The 17,371-nt window shown below is 38.9% G+C and carries 11 protein-coding genes, 1 pseudogene and 1 other annotated feature; of the genes and pseudogenes, 4 read left to right on the top strand and 8 right to left on the bottom strand.

All coding sequences use genetic code 11. From position 1 onward, the window contains the following. Nucleotide 1 precedes the first annotated feature (1 nt). From MKZ18_RS17780 to MKZ18_RS17790, 3 genes are read right to left on the bottom strand one after another with little or no spacing between them, the layout of a single operon-like run. Nucleotides 2-1,441: a VanW family protein gene (locus MKZ18_RS17780; protein ID WP_340842143.1), complete on the bottom strand. Its 1,440-nt coding sequence runs from the start codon at nt 1,439-1,441 to the stop codon at nt 2-4. A gap of 16 nt (nt 1,442-1,457) precedes the next feature. Further along, complete coding sequence (locus tag MKZ18_RS17785; protein WP_076512661.1) at nt 1,458-2,243, bottom strand: PRC-barrel domain-containing protein; 786 nt, start codon at nt 2,241-2,243, stop codon at nt 1,458-1,460. Then, complete coding sequence (locus tag MKZ18_RS17790) at nt 2,243-3,901, bottom strand: hypothetical protein (RefSeq protein WP_340842140.1); 1,659 nt, start codon at nt 3,899-3,901, stop codon at nt 2,243-2,245. Before MKZ18_RS17790 ends, MKZ18_RS17785 begins: the two co-directional genes overlap by 1 nt. Nucleotides 3,902-4,018: 117 nt before the next feature. Here MKZ18_RS17790 and MKZ18_RS17795 point away from each other — a divergent pair, with 117 nt between their 5' ends. Genes MKZ18_RS17795 through MKZ18_RS17805 form a run of 3 tightly spaced genes read left to right on the top strand, consistent with a single transcriptional unit; the run spans nt 4,019 to nt 7,138 of the window. Then, on the top strand, nt 4,019-4,546 hold the full coding sequence (locus MKZ18_RS17795) for a type II secretion system protein (RefSeq protein ID WP_186317474.1): 528 nt from the start codon (nt 4,019-4,021) through the stop codon (nt 4,544-4,546). After that, nucleotides 4,521-5,123, top strand: a complete 603-nt coding sequence (locus tag MKZ18_RS17800) for a PilW family protein (protein ID WP_186317475.1) — start codon at nt 4,521-4,523, stop codon at nt 5,121-5,123. The genes MKZ18_RS17795 and MKZ18_RS17800 overlap by 26 nt, the downstream gene beginning before the upstream one ends. A 14-nt stretch (nt 5,124-5,137) precedes the next feature. Next, the gene (locus MKZ18_RS17805) at nt 5,138-7,138 is read left to right on the top strand and encodes a hypothetical protein (protein WP_144594041.1); all 2,001 of its coding nucleotides are present in this window, start codon (nt 5,138-5,140) and stop codon (nt 7,136-7,138) included. A gap of 30 nt (nt 7,139-7,168) precedes the next feature. Here the strand turns inward: MKZ18_RS17805 and MKZ18_RS17810 are convergent, their stop codons facing one another. The 5 genes and pseudogenes from MKZ18_RS17810 to MKZ18_RS17830 all read right to left on the bottom strand — a co-directional run bounded on the left by MKZ18_RS17810 (nt 7,169) and on the right by MKZ18_RS17830 (nt 16,449). Further along, nucleotides 7,169-7,726 (bottom strand): DUF420 domain-containing protein, encoded by a 558-nt coding sequence (locus tag MKZ18_RS17810; RefSeq protein ID WP_061785209.1) that lies wholly within the window; start codon nt 7,724-7,726, stop codon nt 7,169-7,171. 116 nt (nt 7,727-7,842) lie between these two features. Next, nucleotides 7,843-10,641 (bottom strand): VWA domain-containing protein, encoded by a 2,799-nt coding sequence (locus MKZ18_RS17815; RefSeq protein ID WP_061785208.1) that lies wholly within the window; start codon nt 10,639-10,641, stop codon nt 7,843-7,845. Nucleotides 10,642-10,766: 125 nt separating this feature from the next. Continuing rightward, the gene (locus MKZ18_RS17820) at nt 10,767-12,068 is read right to left on the bottom strand and encodes a bifunctional folylpolyglutamate synthase/dihydrofolate synthase (RefSeq protein WP_061785207.1); all 1,302 of its coding nucleotides are present in this window, start codon (nt 12,066-12,068) and stop codon (nt 10,767-10,769) included. A gap of 230 nt (nt 12,069-12,298) precedes the next feature. Further along, a pseudogene (locus tag MKZ18_RS17825) lies at nt 12,299-13,671 on the bottom strand (IS1182 family transposase); the annotation flags it as partial. A gap of 132 nt (nt 13,672-13,803) precedes the next feature. Further along, a complete protein-coding gene (locus MKZ18_RS17830) occupies nt 13,804-16,449 on the bottom strand; it encodes a valine--tRNA ligase (protein ID WP_341344584.1) in 2,646 nt (881 codons plus the stop codon). Nucleotides 16,450-16,531: 82 nt separating this feature from the next. Further along, nucleotides 16,532-16,775 (bottom strand) — a binding site (T-box leader). Between the two features lie 180 nt (nt 16,776-16,955). On the opposite strand from MKZ18_RS17830, the gene MKZ18_RS17835 reads away from it, so the two are divergent. Continuing rightward, nucleotides 16,956-17,159 carry a hypothetical protein gene (locus MKZ18_RS17835; RefSeq protein WP_025908549.1) on the top strand — a complete coding sequence of 68 codons (204 nt, stop codon included), beginning with the start codon at nt 16,956-16,958 and terminating at the stop codon, nt 17,157-17,159. Nucleotides 17,160-17,371: the final 212 nt, after the last annotated feature.

The raw sequence follows: 17,371 nt of genomic DNA on the forward strand, positions 1-17,371 counted from the left end.
ATTATGGTTTTTCAGGTTCCTTTACGTCAGCTGTTCCGTTCATAATTTGCTCACGCTCTTTGTTCACAGCTTGTTCATTAGCATTAGTCGTTTTTTTTTCTGCCTCGCTGGTCGTGCTGTTATTCTTAGGTGGACCTTCATTCCCGTTTGAAGAACTAGCTGAAGAATTTCCAGAAGAGTCATTTGATTCAGACTTATCATTTGATTCTTTTGCTGCGTCCTCATCTACTTTAGAGCTACTGCTTTCAGATGAATCCATGTCTTGGCTATTATCGCTATCTTCTTCATCAATAATTAAGCCTCGCTGCTCAACTTTGTTTTCAGGCGGGTAGAAATCATCTGATAACAGATTAGATGCAATAACTGCGTCTCCATCTGTTACCGTTCGCTCGACTTTAATTGCCAATCCGTTTTTGCCCATCGTTTCAATATTAGTGACGTTTGGAGAAAGCATTGCCGTATATTGTACAATTGTTCGTGGCTCATACTCCTTCCGCTCTTTCACTGCTGTTTCGTATGTATAAAAAAACGGTTCACCTACTAACTTAGTTGTTAGACGTCCTTGGTCAAGCTCAAAGGTTAATGTATAGTCGGATTGATTGCTGTTAAAGAATGCTAAATCCAGCTTGCCTGGCGAAATACGAGCCTCAAATCCGGGATCAATATAATCAGGAATTTCACTGCCAATGTGACGTTCCAATATATCAAAATTCGAATAAGTAATTGTTTCATATATCGAAGACCCAACTAAACTTAGGCTATCTGGAGATAGATTCTCAAGCTGATGCTTTTGAATTAGTTCGTTTAGCGAGACCGTTTTTTGTGCGGGTATCTTCAGCTGCTTCAGTTCATCTAACCAGCTTTGGATATCAGCCATTTCTTTACTCGTCACGGCTACGGTTGACTGTGCCAGCACTTCTTTTGTCTGACTAGACTCCGATAAAAATGACTCCAATGAGAGCAACTCGTTGCTAGGGGATAGCATGCTAGCTTGCGTATGCAGTTGCCTTTTTAAACGATCCATCTGCAAGTTATCTTTATCCTCTGGGTCATTTTGAAATGAGCTTAAGAATGCTGCTAGCAGTTCTTCATTCACTTTTACTGACACAGGCGTTTCTTTTCCTGTCTGCGCCACAGCAAATGTATCGTTAAGATAAAATGAAAATACATCCATTGGTAATGTTTCGCTTTTCTCTTTGTACTGAATGTCAATTGTTTGTGTAGCTTTCCATTTTTCAATAGATGCTTTAACTTCTTCTTTTGCCTGTGCAGTTGACATTTCAGCTACATCAATACTGCCAATTTTTGTACCTGGTTTATACGCACCATCGCTTCCGAATAAACGATCGTACGCATAAACACCAAGGTTTGAAAAGCTTAACAAATATGCGGTACAAAATGTCAGTAGCAGAAAAATGCGGAGAAAATGTTCATTTCTCACACTAAGTTCCTCCTAATTATTCAGTTACATTCATCGATAGTTCAACAAACGTGCTCGGACCTTCTTCCTGAGCTTTTTCTACATCTTCACGTTTTAGCGTTGTACCACCTTCAAACAGCATGTTTCCTTGCTGGTCATGAATATCTTTTAACAGCGTCTTACCGATAAGCAGCTGTACCTGTTTTTCTTTTAAACCATCCGCTTGCTGCAGTGCTTTGTTGTCTACTTCTGTTGGATTTGGAGCTGGTGCTGGCGCTTCAACAACTGAAATGATTTGCTCCGCTTCTTCATCAGCAGATAAGACTTTTAACTCAGAAGCTTCAGCTACAAGTGCCTCTTCAGCATTCTCAGTCACAATAACCATTTGTTTACCAAGGGTTACAACTTCTCCCATCGGTAAAATAACTTCGCGATCACCCATTTTTAAGGTTAATCCCAGGATTTGACCGTTATCATCATTTACGTGGTACTCAATAATTTCACCTAAAAGATGTCCTTTACGAGTCATAACTCGGGAACCAATTAGCCCTACTTTTTTATTGAAAAGCTGGTTTGCAATTGGAATTTCACTAAGGTCCATAATTGCATTGCCGTGCTCTACAGTGACAGCATACTCCCCAACACCGATGACTTTTTTAAACGGAATCGCTTTAACTCCTACTTGCCATTCTTCTTGTTGGGTTGTTAAAAAGTCGACTGAAAACTTCTCTGGGTTAATAATTAAGCTTTTGACTTGTCCAATTTCTTCTCCTTCTGAAATGCTAATAACAGGCAAGTTCAGAATTTCAACACTTTTTTTCATTATTTCTTAACACCTACTCCTTCAAGATTTGCTAATTCATGTAAGTAATTTAATTCTGCTAGTAAAATAGGATATTGTCCATACGCATCTTTTACTATTTCAATCTGTGTAGTAGCGTTTTGTGACTCATGACTGTCAATATAATGCTGGATAAGTAAGCGATGTAGCACATATTTCTCATGAGCTGGCAGAGCTGTATGAATATATTGATGAAGCGTATCTTCATATTGTTCTTTCGTTTGCTGATATTTACACCATTCAATTTGCTCTAGAATGGTTTGCCATAGAGCTGCGTTCATAGAAGCCGTCACTGCTGCTTGCTTTGGTTCTTGTGATTCTTCGCTGATTTCTTGCTCTTTCTCACTAGCTCCTTGATCTTCTTCTACTACGTCTACGTGTTCTTCACTCAAATTAGTGACTATGTCCAGCTCATCACTGTCTTGTTCTTCGGCTACAGTGCTCTCTTCCATTACTTCTTCACGCACTTCTTCTAGATCATTGTGCTCTTCCTGGCGACGAGTTTCAGGTTCACTTGTCAGCATTTCTTCATGATGCATTTCTTCATCATGCGATTCTTCACCGTCTTTTCGTGCATTATCTACTCCTTCAGCAAGTTCACTGACTTCTAGCTGATTTGTTTCGATTTCTTCTATCAGAGCTTCATGAAGTTCTTCCTTTTCGAAGCCTGCAAGCTGTTGTTCTTCAAGAAGTTCGATAAGCGGTTCTTGATGATTATTTTCTAGCGGCATTACTTCCTCTTCAAGAATCGTCATATCGCTTATCAGGTCCTCTAATTCTTCAACTTCTTCACTCACGACGAAATCGTCATCTTCGACTGTAATATCATTCAATAAATCATGGAGATGACTTTCTCCTTCATGATTTGAATCTCGCTCACTAGGAAACTCATTTTCGTTTACATTCATATGATTTAAGTACTCTAGTAGTTTTTCATCTTCCAGGACATCTGGCACATGATCTTGTTGTTCTTCATTCCTCTGTTCAATAGAAGATAATTCTTCATGTAAAAGCATGTCTAATTCTGCCGTTGTTAGCGGAGCTAACGTTTCTTCTTGTTGGAAGGGTTCTTCTAATACAACTGGTAAGGCGTTATCTTCATTCACCTCATCGATTTCCTGCAATGGTTCGATATGTTCAGCTGATGTAACGTTGAATTGATCATGCTCACTCTTCTGTTCAACAGAGGTTGAATCTTGATGTAATAATACATCGAGGTCTGCAGTTTCAAATGAATTAACCGTTTGTTTTGTATCGATATCAAGGTAGAAGTCATCTTTATTCCTATCTTGGTGAACCGATTCAGCATCATGAGGTACACTAGGTAGCTTTGATTGATGATTCGTCATGGCGTTTACGTGCAGCTGATAATCATCATCTTCATCTGCGGAAGTCTCAGCTCCCATTAACAAAGCAGGACGTTTACTGAATAAATAAGCAATGCATAAAATTAACAGCAATAACGTCAAAAGCATTCCTTTAATAGAAAGAAAAACGTTTGTGATTAGCCCCACAATCGCTAGTATGACAGAAGTACTAAAAATAGCCACTCTACCATTTTTGTTATACGGTAAAGGCAGGTAATATAAAACAAAAAATAAAACAATAGAACTAATACTAATTAATAAAAAAGAAATCAAAGGCCTTCACTTCCTACTAAAAGAATAGAAAAAAATAGAATACGTACAATTTACCTATCAACTTTTCTAGCTTATTGTATAATAATCTTGTCGAATTTAAAAGAAGGGAGAAGCTTTGTGAAGAAGTTTTTTAATGAAAAAGGACTAACTCTTATTGAAGTTCTTGCTTCACTTGTCATTTTAATGATTGTTTTTACCGGACTTATGCACTTTTTTTCTAATGCTTATTCTTATACAAACAGAAGTCAAAACAAAACGGCAGGTATTAATGTAGCAAGGAGTGCATTAGCTTTTATGGAACGACAAAGCTTTATTGAAATGAATGAACAGCTAAATCAATCAGCTTCAGCAAAACCGCTTTATGTTTATATTTGTACTCAGAATAATTCTACAGCACAGTACTATAAGTATACAAAACTAGCTTCTCCACCGAACGGATGCGCACCCATTACAATTAATAATATTCCCTTCCAAGTAAAGGTGACGTATGACCATGAGAAAGGTCAGGAGAAAGAACTTAACAAAGGTAATTATAAATATACCGTTCCCGTTATCGTTTCAGCAGAATGGAAGCGAAACAACGAAGAATTATCCACAACCGTGAAAGGAGCTATTGTCAGTGAAGATATTCGCGAAACTTATTAACAATGAGCAGGGTCTTACGCTGACGGAGCTACTAGCTACAATGGTTGTTTTAACCATTGTAATGGGTATTACATACAGCGTATTCGTAAACGGCATCACCGTCTCTAAAAAAATTGGTATTGAAGAACAAATTCGCGATGATGCAGATTATATCATCACAATGATGATGAACGAGCTAACAGAAAAAGGCTTTGACACGTTTGAAGATTGTAGCCCGCGCGGTGAAAAAGGTACGTGCATCTCCCTAACCGACCGCTACGCTCCACAGTACGACGAATACCGAGATAGCGAAAACTCTTCTGATGTTTTTTATGATGTGGAATCCAAAGAGCGACCGGCAGCTGAGCAAACGACATCTGAAATTGAACTCATAGCAACTGGGAGTGAAAAAAAAGTCGCCGTGAACTCATTACCGCTCGAGTCAGAAGCAGATTTTTCTGACTCGAAGTTTACCATTAGCTGCGCCGAAGAAGATAGCAGTAATCGTTGCATTCGAGGCTTATTAGATGTAGTGCTTATCGTGAAGCATCCTGATTTAGATAAAAAACTAACGCTCAGCAGTAAATTTGGCTTTTAAGGCGGTGAACAACTATGTTAAACAATGAAAAGGGCTACGGTCTAGTGCTCACACTTCTTGTTATCACTGTTCTAAGCGTGGTGGGACTCGCTGTTGTAGCCGCAACGATTCAAGGAACCTTCCGTACAACAGTACGAGAAGTTGACGTCAATATTTCTGCGGAAGCAGAAGCAGCTATGGATGAAGTAGTTGGCGATTTGCGCACTGCGCTTCGCGAACAATCTACTCAATACATGATTTCCATTACGAGAGATGCAAATGGACAGATTGATTCACTCTTTGACACTCATTTAAAAGACCTGGCTCAAAAAATCGTCGTTGATGACTATAAAAAGAAAGATTTTTTAGAAGACGTCACCATCGAAGACGTGACAACATCTGAGTTAAATGCCAGCACGCTTTCTAATCATTTCACGCGCATTTATAACATCACGATTGTCACAAAAGCTCCTGATGATAAAAAAGTTTCAAAACTTGAACGTACTTATACAAAACGAGTCATTATTTCACCGACACCAAGCTTTTTACAATATGCACTTGGTTCCGCTGAATCATTAATTTTAAACGGCTCACCCACTATTACAGGAAACGTATTTGCAAATGAGTTAGTCATTCATAAAGAAGCTAACTATACGCCTACGAATGGAAATGGACAGCAGCAGGTAGATACACCTTTCCCTCAGATTACAGGCAGTCTCTATTCGCAAAACAAGAATCTTTTTGCTGATAAAGAGCCACGTGAAGCTTTTTTTTATAAAGAAAAAGTACCTGCTTTAAAAAATGATAGTAACTTTATTGATTTTAAATTTGATGAAGCCATGCTAGAAGAAGAACGCCGAATTTTCAGTAGTGAAAACCTACAGTTCACGGAATCTTCAAGCGTAACCGCCGTTCTTAATAAAGCCATTTTACAAGCCGCTGACAAAGGTACAATGATAGCTGAAGATGTCCTAAATTCCATTTTCAACTCACTAAAACTACCTGACATTACGTCTTCTTTATTAACAAAGAATGGTTCTATACTAACGGTACCATCTTTATATGAAGTGCTCAGCTTAGGAGACGACCTTGTTTTTAGCCAAAGTACTCAAGTTGCCAATATCTCTGATTCCACATTATCGTCTATCGTTGTAAAAGGTGACTTGGTACTAAGCAACATCAGCAATCTCACGATTACAGATAAACTGTTTGTAGACGGTAACGTAACAATCACTAATTTAAAAGGAGCGAACATCACGTTACCAAAAATTATTTCTACTGGGGATATCACAATTGTAAATCAGGATGGAACGGTTACATTAACTGATTCGTTACTGACAAGTGGAAGCTTACTCATCGATACAAACGATGACATTTCGTTAGATCATCCATTGTTTGTGGGTAACAATTTAACCTTGAAACCTTTAAACAGCACTTTTGAATTAACAAAGAATATTGTGGTAAAAAACAATTTGACGATTACAGGTAATACGGATGTTTCAACCGCCGAAAAGGAAATTGGGATGTTTGATTCCATTGTCTATACAGGTGGAGAGGTTAAAATTACCAACGTTAGTATTGAAGGCTTTAATTATAGTAATGAAGGAAAAAAAGGAATGCTGATTTTACTTGCTAAAGGTCCTATTAATTTAAACCGAATTAATGAGTTTACAACGTTTAATGACGAAGAAGAACAAAGAGTCAATTTCAAAAACTTAAAAGATCAACAGCAAGATGTATTCTCGCTGTTACAAGGCTTTTTCTATACGGAATCTTCAGCTGAGCTTTACGGCGTAGGCTCACTGTTTGCCATCGACGGTGGAATTTTCTCTCAGGGACCGCTGACGGTTAATGCTGTGAGAGGTAACGTAGAAACTGAAAAAGACATCGACCGATCTAGTACCTCACAAGTAGGAAAGTATTCTCGCTTTAACGTTCTTTATGACCGCAGCGTCTTATTAACAAAACTTGAATCTCTACCGCTTGTTGATACGCTTCAAGTAATACCAGAAGCAACCATTCAACCGCGAAATTAAAAAAATCTTCTCCGTCAGGAGAAGATTTTTTTAATAATAAGGTGCCATAAATAGGTATACAAGCACACCTGTAAAGCTTACATATAGCCAAATCGGCATTGTCCAACGAACGATTTTTTTATGCTTAGTTACTTGCATCGTCCAACCCCAAACCGTTGAGAACAGCGCAAGTGGAACAACTACGGCCGCTAAGAAGCTATGAGTAATTAAAATAAAGAAATAGATTGGGCGAATAATTCCTTCTCCACCAAACGTTGCTGTTTCTGTTGACATATAGTGAAACGTCAAATAGAAAACAAGGAACAATAGTGTCGAAGAAAATGCCGCTAAAATAAACCCTTTATGAGCTTTAATGTTTTTCTTTAAAATTGATACTAGTGCCGCTACAAGAAAGATAAAAGTAAAGCTGTTTAATATTGCATTTAATCGCGGAAAGATTGTTAAATCAAAGTGAACCTCTCCTTGATAACCGATTGGTGAAAAGAACAGTGCTAAGATAATTGCGTTTGCAATTAATGAAACCGTTAAGATAATGCCCGTATAGTTTTTATTACTAGTCGGCACTATTTTCTCATTTTCCTTACTCATTTTCACAATCTCCTTACGTTTGGATTCATGTCAATTATATATCAGTTTTCCCATTGATTAAAGTGACAATACTTTGAACAGCAAAAAGCCGCGATGCTTAGCATCACGGCTTTCACTCACCACTTCGCCCCAGATCCATCTGTTCCTTGTCTTTTTTTCACGATAACGATCATACTAGAGCTAGCCCTTGTTCCGTCTTGTTTCACTTTTGCTCCAGTTGCCACCACAGATCCATATCCTACTTTTTTGGCCACAATAAACATGCTGTTATCTTTAGATACAATGCTAAATGACGGGTTATCCTTTGGCTCAGTAACAATACTTTCTATCACCTGACGATTTAGTAGCGTATCTAAAAGCCCACCATTACGATAAACAAGTAAATCTTTTATATTGCGCTCTTCTCCTGGTTCCATCGTAATCGAAGGATATTTAAATTTAAAATCATCAAGCACTTGTACTGGAATTTCCTTTTTCACAGCTCCGTCTACTGATTCTACTACAACAGTCGTATTTCCTGGTGCCACACCAATAATTCCATATTTAGATGAACCCGTTACGAGTATATCTTTTTTAACAATCCCCGTATCAGAAATCATCCATTTAACATCTTTATTCGTGGCATCCGCTGGTGAAACAGATGCATTTAACGTTATTTTTTCACCAACAAACAGCGTCACGCTAGCTGGATCAACATTAATATTGTCAACTAACTTCCGAATAGTTACTGTCTGAGTAACCTCTTGATTAGCTTTTGCAAAACCACCCGTTGCACGAACTTTAATCGTTACTTCTCCTACTTTATCAACGGTAACTTCATCTTTTTGTTGAAAGGTTGTCCAACTACCGTTGTTGACCTTATATTCATACGTTACACCTTCTCCTGGAATTAAATCCACTAACGAGAACTTTACTTTTTCCGATGACACACTACCGTTTTTAATCACTTCGTTTGAATCTTGACCTCTTATTTCAAACGAAGGAACAAGCTTCAGCCGCTTTTTTGTGTCATTGCTATACGTTACGTCAATTGCTGTTTTATCACCTGTAAATACCATTGACTTAATTGGCTGAGCTAACTCTTGTTCTCCATCTTTTAGCTTAATTGTTTGAATAAGCGTATTGGTATTTTTTGTTATCTTTTCAATGTTACCATATGCATCCCCACTATATTTCTCAAGGGTATCTTCTAATACAACCTTCGCGATGATTGGTAATTTTGGAGCTGTTAAAATGACGCTTCTTGCTCCTGCATTACTGTCATTATACGAGACAGTTGGATTCTGGAACGTTTGATTCATTGCCCAATTTGCTTGAAGTTTAATCGTTTGCGTTAGCTTGTTAATGCTAAACGAACCATTGTTATAGGGAATATCCGTAAACGTTACTTCAATGAGATTTCCTTTCACGCTGACGTTTGAAGGCGGATTAACAACCGTTATCCCTTCAGGAAGAATCTGCGTTAGTTTAATAGTTTGCAGCGTGCCTCGATCAGCTTTTTCTAAAGTTGCATCAGGTGTAAGCGTATAGATTAAATCAAATTGGTTAGATTCGCTATTTCGATCTTCTTTTTTAATAAGCCGACCTACTTTGTTTGTATCTAAAAAACCAACCGTTCCTTTAAACGTTGGAGCAATTTTATCCTTGATTTCAACCTTTACTGCATCGTGCTTTTTCAAAATGGAACTACCGCTTAAATTTTTATAGGATAACGAGACGTCTGAAAAATTATACGTTCCTTTGGTATCAAACGTAAGGGGTAGGGAATACGATGTCGCAGAAGGCGTTTGACCTAATACATACGGAACGTCTTTTAAATTAATCACCGCATAGTCACCGTCCATATACGCATTCGCATTATCGGCTAACTTCACTTTTCCAGGAAACGACGTTCCGCTTCCCTGAATTTTCACTTTCACCTGCACGTCTTTCATTGCATATTGCCCAATTTCAGTCGTAATGCTTCGAAATAAATCGCTTAGGTTGCTTGTATCACCTTGATAGGCTTTAGAGCCAGTAGTTTCTGAGAGCTTAGTTAAATAGTTCATGTCTAACTCTTGATTTGTTCCAAAACCTATAGAGTAAAGTTTGACCTTTTGATTGGCTAGACTGAGAGCTTGATTAGTGCTCAAGCTTTTAATAATCGATTGTGGAGTTCCAGATGTATTAACATATATTCTATAGCCATCATCATCTAGTATATACGCATCTTGTGAACCATTGGTATATACATTGTAATATACCGTTTTATGACTATTAACCCTTACATAGTCATACTTACAATATCCCCAAGAGTTACATTTGCGAACGTTACCGGAAAAGTTAAAATACTTTTCTTCCTGAGCTTGGGTAGGAAATCCATCTGTGAGAAAGATAATATATTTATCATTCTTTGAATCTTTTAAGATATCACCTGCTCGTTCAAGTGACTGTGCATAGTTTGTTCCTCCATCAGCCGTCATACTTTGAACCTTTTTATTAATGGCTTGAAGATCGGAGGTTAAAGAAATAACATCCTTTACGTCCGTATCAAAAGTTACCAGTCCAAACCGATCATTCGCTAAACGATTTGCTTGAAAAACTTTAACTGCTTCATTCATCGCTTTCTTAGCATCATCTAACTTATTTCCATATAAAGGACCCATCGATCCGGATTTATCAAGCACAAACACCACGTCTAAAGGCTTTCTAAGCTCATTTGAAATATCATCAAGCTTTCCTTCTGGATTAAGCGTAATATTTAAATCTCCCTGTGCATCAGCACCTAAAGGCTTTAAAAACTCTTCTTTTGACGGGCTTACGTTCACATTTAAAGCAGGAGTACTGCTTGCAGCTTGTCCTTGTAGAGGAACGAACGTACTGAACAACAAGATTGCAATAAAGAATCCTATCCACTCACCTATAACTTTGGTCATAGTATCTTTTATTCCTCTCTTTAGTATGTTTTACCATCATTATAATAAAAATAGTTCTTTATTCACAGTGTCATTCACGAAATATTTTAAATAAAAAAGCAAGCCGTTCGGTGACGACTTGCTTTTTAGGCGCGTAATAAGAATGATCGAACTTCTGAAATAAAGTAAAGTGAACCTGTAATGACGATTAAGTCATTTGGTTTTGCATGGTGTAAAAGAGCTTGTTCAATTGCTTCTTGCCACTGTTCATTCACTTTTTTACTAGGGTGCTTACTGAGTTCATATAGCTCTTGTCCTGTTCTCGCTCTTGGAAAATCAAACGATGTAAAGGTAATACTTTCAGCAATACCTTCTAAACTTTTCACCATTTCTTTACCACTCTTGTCATTTAGGCAGCTAAAAATGATGTGAATCTGCTTGTCTTCATAGTGAAGACGCAGCGTACTTAGTAGGCTTTTTACACCTTCTTGGTTATGGGCACCATCAATGATAACTAGTGGAGAATCACTCACTTTTTCAAAGCGTCCACTCCAGCGTGCTTTTTTTAACCCTTCTGCTAAATCAGCTTGAGAAAGCTGTAGTTCTCCTTTTTGTCCTAACAGCTCTAAAGCTCGAACCGCTAAGGATGCGTTTTTCACTTGATGATAGCCAAACATGCCAAGTTCAAGGTTCTCATAAGTATGGATAGGTGTTTGTAATGTAAAGGCTTCGCCATTTTCTAAAGCACTGTAACTTTCAATTGTAAACTCACTGCCCAAACGATCTAGCGACGCCTCATGGTCACGAGCTATTCCTTCAATTACTTCTATCGCTTCTTTTTGTTCTACACCCGTTACTAAAGGCACGCCTCGCTTAATGATGCCTGCTTTTTCAAACGCAATCTTATCTACCGTATTCCCTAAAATAGCCATGTGATCAAAGCCAATATTCGTAATAATGGTTAACAGTGGTTCAACGACATTTGTTGAATCGTATCGACCACCAAGTCCAGCTTCAACAAGAACATAATCAACGCGGTTATGGTAGCCAAAATATAAAAAGAACATGAGCGTAATAACTTCAAACTCAGTCGCAGCGCCAAATTCTGTCTCTTCTACTCTTTCTACAACTGCTTTAACTTCTTGTACAAGGCGAAGCATTTCCTCATCTGAAATTGGCGTTCCGTTTATGCTAATTCGCTCATTAAATGTTTCAATATAAGGAGAAGTAAATGTGCCTACATCATACCCTGCTTCTTGGAGCATATAGCGCAGATACGTAACGGTTGAGCCTTTTCCGTTTGTGCCCGCAATATGAATAGCTTTTATATTTTGATGGGGATAATCAAGCTGTTCAAGCATCCAGTTCATTCGCTCTAAGCCAGGCTTCATGCCAAAACGTAAGCGATTATGTATCCATTGTAAGGCCTCATCATATGTTTGTATCATCGCGGTCACCCTTCTTTTTGTATTATGATTATTATAGCGAATGCAACAGTAAAAATCGAATGAACTTAAAAGTCTGGTTGTGGTTCCGTTATGTATACAAAAAGCGCTGCTTCACAAGCAGCGCTTTTTTCAGATTGACGAGAAACCTGTAAGGTTCTCGTCAATCTGAGGCTCTTTTCATTTTTTATAGTGAAACAAGTAAACATTTCACAAATAAATCGTCGTTTTCCATAAAAATCGCCCATTACCTGACCTGTTTTGGTCAGGTAATGGGCGATTTTTTTCATGTTTTGACAAGCTGCCGTCAGATACGCCTGCATCTGGACAGACTTCAGCCCTCGATACCGGGCATATCGATACCCATTTAGCTCTTTTGCGTCGGCAAAGCTACGCTCAATCGTCGTGCAACGCATACGATAAAGTTGTTTACCTGCTTTTGTGCGCTTATTTAGACGCGCTTGTTCTTTGAATCTCTCCCAAATGTGACGTGTCACCACGCGTTGTTTTTGGGAAGCGGAAAAACAACCGTTTCTCATTGGACAAACGGCACAATCACTTGGATTTGATTTGTATGTACGATCTCCTGTGCGACTGGTAGTCGCATACGATAAAATGCACCCCATTGGACAAGCGAATACATCTTTTTCCTGTACGTAGTGAAACAGACGTTTTGGCACGTCTTTGTTTGACGATCCAAAACGCCGATAGCCCATCACCATAAAAATCCCTTTTTCAGAAAGGCGTTTACAAATATGGCTTGTAAAATACCCGGCATCTAATGCAACAGCTTCAACAGAAAAGCGAAACTTTTTTATTTGTATGTCAAGGCGGTCAAGATAAGGAACAGAGTCAGCCACATTGCCATCTGTAATACAGGTGTCTGTAATAATATTATGTTTGACATCCACCGTTCGATGATCTAAATAATGAAAGCCATCTGGCTTTCCATCTCTCATCATAAAACCACTATCGGGATCCGTTGTACTGATGCGGGTTTGTTTTTGTAAGGCAACGCCTTCCTTTCGAGGACTTAGTTCTTTTTTCCGTTTTCAAGACGATCTTCGTTGACGGCTGCTTCTAACTCTTCCATATACGCTTGTCGGCGGGACTTCTTTGGTTGTTTTTCATATTTATGTTTATTTGCGTTCGCTTTGATATGAGTCGAGTCTGTCATTAAAGCACGTCCACCAACCATGCGATGTTCTATCGCCTGGCGAACAATTTCATCAAAAATGTCTTCAAAAATCGTCGTATCTAAAAAGCGTGTTCGGCGATTAAAACTAATCGTCGAATGGTGAGGAACGGCATCCGTTAACGATAAGCCTAAGAACCATCGATACGCCACATTCGTTTGAATTTCTTTGGCAAGTTGACGTTCGGAACGAACGCCATAAAAGTAGCCAATAAACATCATTTTGAATAGCGTAATGGGATGAATGGAAGGACGTCCATTGTCTTCACAATAATAAGGAAGAAGCTTTTCTTCAATAAAGCTAAAATCAATTGTCGCTTCAATTGTACGCAAAAAGTGATTGGCAGGAACTAAATCTTCTACAGAAACCATCACTTGTTCATCTCGATGATTTTTAAGTGCACCCATCATGTTTCATCAACTCCAGTCTTTTTTTATCAGTGTTACCACTGATAAAAAAAGACAGACATAAAAAAGCTGTTGAGAACAAAGTTTCTCAACAGCCTGCAAAAAGCGCTGCTTCACAAGCAGCGCTTTTTTCTATTATTCCCCGCGCAATTCGACAATACGCGCTTGAACAGCTTCACGTTTTTCAACATAATCCTGTTCTTTTTGGCGCTCTTCTTCTACTACTTTTGCCGGTGCTTTTGCGATAAAACCTTGATTTCCAAGTTTCTTTTGAACACGCTCCACTTCTTTATTCAGCTTATCGTATTCTTTTTCAAGGCGCGCAATTTCCTCTTCAATGTTAATTAACCCTTCAAGAGGTAGAATTAATTCAGCTCCTGTTACAACAGCTGTCATTGCTTTTTCGTCTAAAGAGATTTCCGTAGAAATTGCAAGCTCACTTGGATTACAGAATTTCTCGATGTATGCACGATTTTTCTCAAGCTGCGCTTGAATCGCTTCATCTTTTGCTTTAATGAACAAGCGTACTTGCTTGCTCATTGGCGTATTTACTTCCGCACGAATATTACGCACTGAACGAATGATGTCTACAAGTAAGCGCATTTCGTTTGCCGCTTCTTTATTTGTTAGCTCTGGGCGTACTTCTGGCCATTTCGCTACCGTAATCGATTCGCCTTCATGCGGCAAGCTTTGCCAAATTTCCTCGGTAATAAACGGCATAAATGGATGTAAAAGTCGCATTGTGTTGTCTAACACATACGCTAAGATTGAACGAGTTGTTTTCTTAGCCGCTTCGTCTTCTCCATATAGAGGTAGCTTTGCCATTTCAATATACCAGTCGCAGAAGTCATCCCAGATAAAGTTATAAAGCACGCGTCCTACTTCGCCGAACTCATACTTATCAGCTAGCTTCGTTACGCTTTCAATTGTTTCATTTAAGCGTGTTAAAATCCACTCATCCGCTACTGATTTCTCACCCGACATATCAAGTTCTTCAAACGTAATGCCATCCATATTCATTAATGCAAAGCGAGATGCATTCCAAATTTTATTAGCAAAGTTCCAAGTTGCTTCAACCTTTTCAAAGCTAAAGCGTAAATCTTGTCCCGGTGAACTTCCCGTTGATAAGAAGTAGCGAAGTGAATCGGCACCGTACTTCTCAATCACTTCCATCGGATCTACACCGTTTCCAAGAGATTTACTCACCTTACGGCCTTGCTCGTCACGTACAAGTCCGTGAATTAATACGTCGTCAAATGGACGCTTGCCTGTAAATTCAAGACCTTGGAAAATCATGCGAGATACCCAGAAGAAGATGATGTCATAGCCCGTTACAAGCGCATTTGTTGGATAGTAGCGCTGGAAGTCAATCGATTCCACGTCCGGCCAACCCATCGTTGAAAATGGCCATAAAGCTGAACTAAACCACGTATCAAGTACGTCTGAATCTTGCTCCCAGTTTTCAATATCTGCTGGAGGCTCATGATCAACGTGCACTTCTCCAGTTTCTTTATGATACCAAGCTGGAATACGGTGTCCCCACCAAAGCTGACGTGAAATACACCAGTCGCGAATATTCTCCATCCAGTGTAGGTACGTTTTTTCAAAGCGATCTGGAACAAACTGAACCTTTTCTTCGCTTTTTTGAAGTTCAACTGCCTGATCAGCCAGGGGCTGCATTTTCACGAACCACTGCGTTGATAAGTAAGGCTCGACCACAGCTCCACTACGTTCACTGTGACCTACAGAGTGCATGTGATCTTCAATTTCAAATAAAATGCCATCTTCTTGTAAATCTTTTACGATTTGTTTACGACATTCAAAGCGATCCATACCTTCATATTTTCCTGCTTTGTCGTTCATTGTACCGTCTTGATTCATCACAAGAATGCGTTCTAAATTGTGGCGGTTCCCAATTTCAAAGTCGTTTGGATCATGAGCAGGTGTAATCTTCACAGCGCCTGAGCCAAACTCCATGTCTACATAATCGTCACCAACGATAGGAATTTCACGACCTACAATCGGAAGCTTAACTGTTTTACCAATTAAATGCTTATAGCGTTCGTCTTCAGGATGAACAGCAACTGCCGTATCACCTAGCATTGTTTCCGGACGTGTTGTTGCAATTTCAATATGCCCAGAACCGTCGGCAAGCGGATAGCGCATATGGTAAAATGCACCTTGCACATCCTTATAGATAACCTCAATATCAGACAGGGCTGTTTTTGTTGCTGGATCCCAGTTGATAATATATTCACCGCGGTAGATTAAGCCTTTTTTATATAGCTTAACAAATACTTCACGAACGGCTTTTGATAAGCCTTCATCTAACGTAAAGCGCTCGCGAGAATAATCTAAGCCAAGGCCTAGCTTGGACCACTGCTGACGAATAAAGCTGGCATATTCTTCTTTCCACTTCCACGTTTCTTCTACAAACTTCTCACGCCCTAAGTCATAACGGCTTTTTCCTTCTTGACGAAGCTTTTCTTCTACTTTTGCTTGCGTAGCGATACCGGCGTGATCCATTCCAGGCAACCATAGAACGTCATAGCCCTGCATGCGCTTCATACGCGTTAAAATGTCTTGTAACGTTGTATCCCAAGCATGCCCTAGATGAAGTTTACCCGTTACGTTTGGCGGTGGGATCACGATTGTGTAGGGCTCTTTCTCAGCATCGTTTGTTGCTTCAAAAAACTTCCCATCCAACCAATATTGATAGCGATTTTCTTCAACAGATTTTGGGTCATACTTCGTTGAAAGCTTTACTTCCTGTTCTGACATACTCTGTACCTCCATGTATAATTTCTTATATAGCTTTCGATATGCGAAAGCTCGAATGAACATAAAAAAACTCCTTCTTCCATAAAAGGACGAAAGGAGTTGATTTCGCGGTACCACCTTTTTTTATAGACTTCTCCCGTAAAGACGTCTATACACTTCATTTCATAACGGTTCATTAACCGGTTTCTTCTACTTAGACCAAAGTCTGTTCAAAAAAACTACTCATAGGCGACCTTCCAAATAAGCTTTCCTAAGAAATCTTTCAGCTGCTGATTTCTCTCTCTAAAGGTGCTTTATTTTGTACTCTTCCTACTCACTGTATGTTCATATGATTTTCTCTTAATTATACTATATGAAAAAATATGAATTCGTCAATAATCTTCTCCATTTTTTTCTCATTCTATTCACAAACACGCCAGATCTTACGAAAAAAACTGAACACCTAGCGCCCATGATTCATACATTATTATGTAACGGCCTGCAAGCAGGAAAGGAGCATATGAAGTATGAAAAAACGAATTAACTTACAGTTTAACTCTTATCAAGTACAGCGCTGGTTTAAAACGATTGGCGCAGCGTGTGCCCAATTCATCATTCCCCTGACGATTATTCAAGGAATTCGAACGCTTTTTTTCCCCACCACGTTCGATGTTTTCCTTCTTGCTATTTTTTCACTCATCACTATTGTTCTCTATCTAGAATGGATGTAAAAAAGAGTTTGGGACATAACAAAATGATTGCTTCTAAAAGACGAACACTAGCTGTTCCCATCTCTTTAGTTTGTCTCAACACGTTCGTTCCATTGCGCTACGGTCACTCGCTTTCCGCAGGAGTCGAGTGTCCTACGCTCCATTCCACCCTGTTTCCAACATTGTTTTCACAATCAACCAAAAAACCTGAACGATTAAAAGTGATGAACTCT

The sequence above is a fragment of the Priestia sp. FSL W8-0001 genome, from assembly GCF_038050335.1.
In the GTDB taxonomy this organism is placed as follows: domain Bacteria; phylum Bacillota; class Bacilli; order Bacillales; family Bacillaceae_H; genus Priestia; species Priestia flexa.

Excerpts from the sequence above, each read along its gene's own strand:
- MKZ18_RS17830 (WP_341344584.1), bottom strand. The coding sequence starts at position 16,449 with ATGTCAGAACAGGAAGTAAAGCTTTCAACGAAGTATGACCCAAAATCT.
- MKZ18_RS17805 (WP_144594041.1), top strand. The coding sequence starts at position 5,138 with ATGTTAAACAATGAAAAGGGCTACGGTCTAGTGCTCACACTTCTTGTT.
- MKZ18_RS17835 (WP_025908549.1), top strand. The coding sequence starts at position 16,956 with ATGAAAAAACGAATTAACTTACAGTTTAACTCTTATCAAGTACAGCGC.
- MKZ18_RS17785 (WP_076512661.1), bottom strand. The coding sequence starts at position 2,243 with ATGAAAAAAAGTGTTGAAATTCTGAACTTGCCTGTTATTAGCATTTCA.
- MKZ18_RS17810 (WP_061785209.1), bottom strand. The coding sequence starts at position 7,726 with ATGAGTAAGGAAAATGAGAAAATAGTGCCGACTAGTAATAAAAACTAT.
- MKZ18_RS17815 (WP_061785208.1), bottom strand. The coding sequence starts at position 10,641 with ATGACCAAAGTTATAGGTGAGTGGATAGGATTCTTTATTGCAATCTTG.
- MKZ18_RS17820 (WP_061785207.1), bottom strand. The coding sequence starts at position 12,068 with ATGATACAAACATATGATGAGGCCTTACAATGGATACATAATCGCTTA.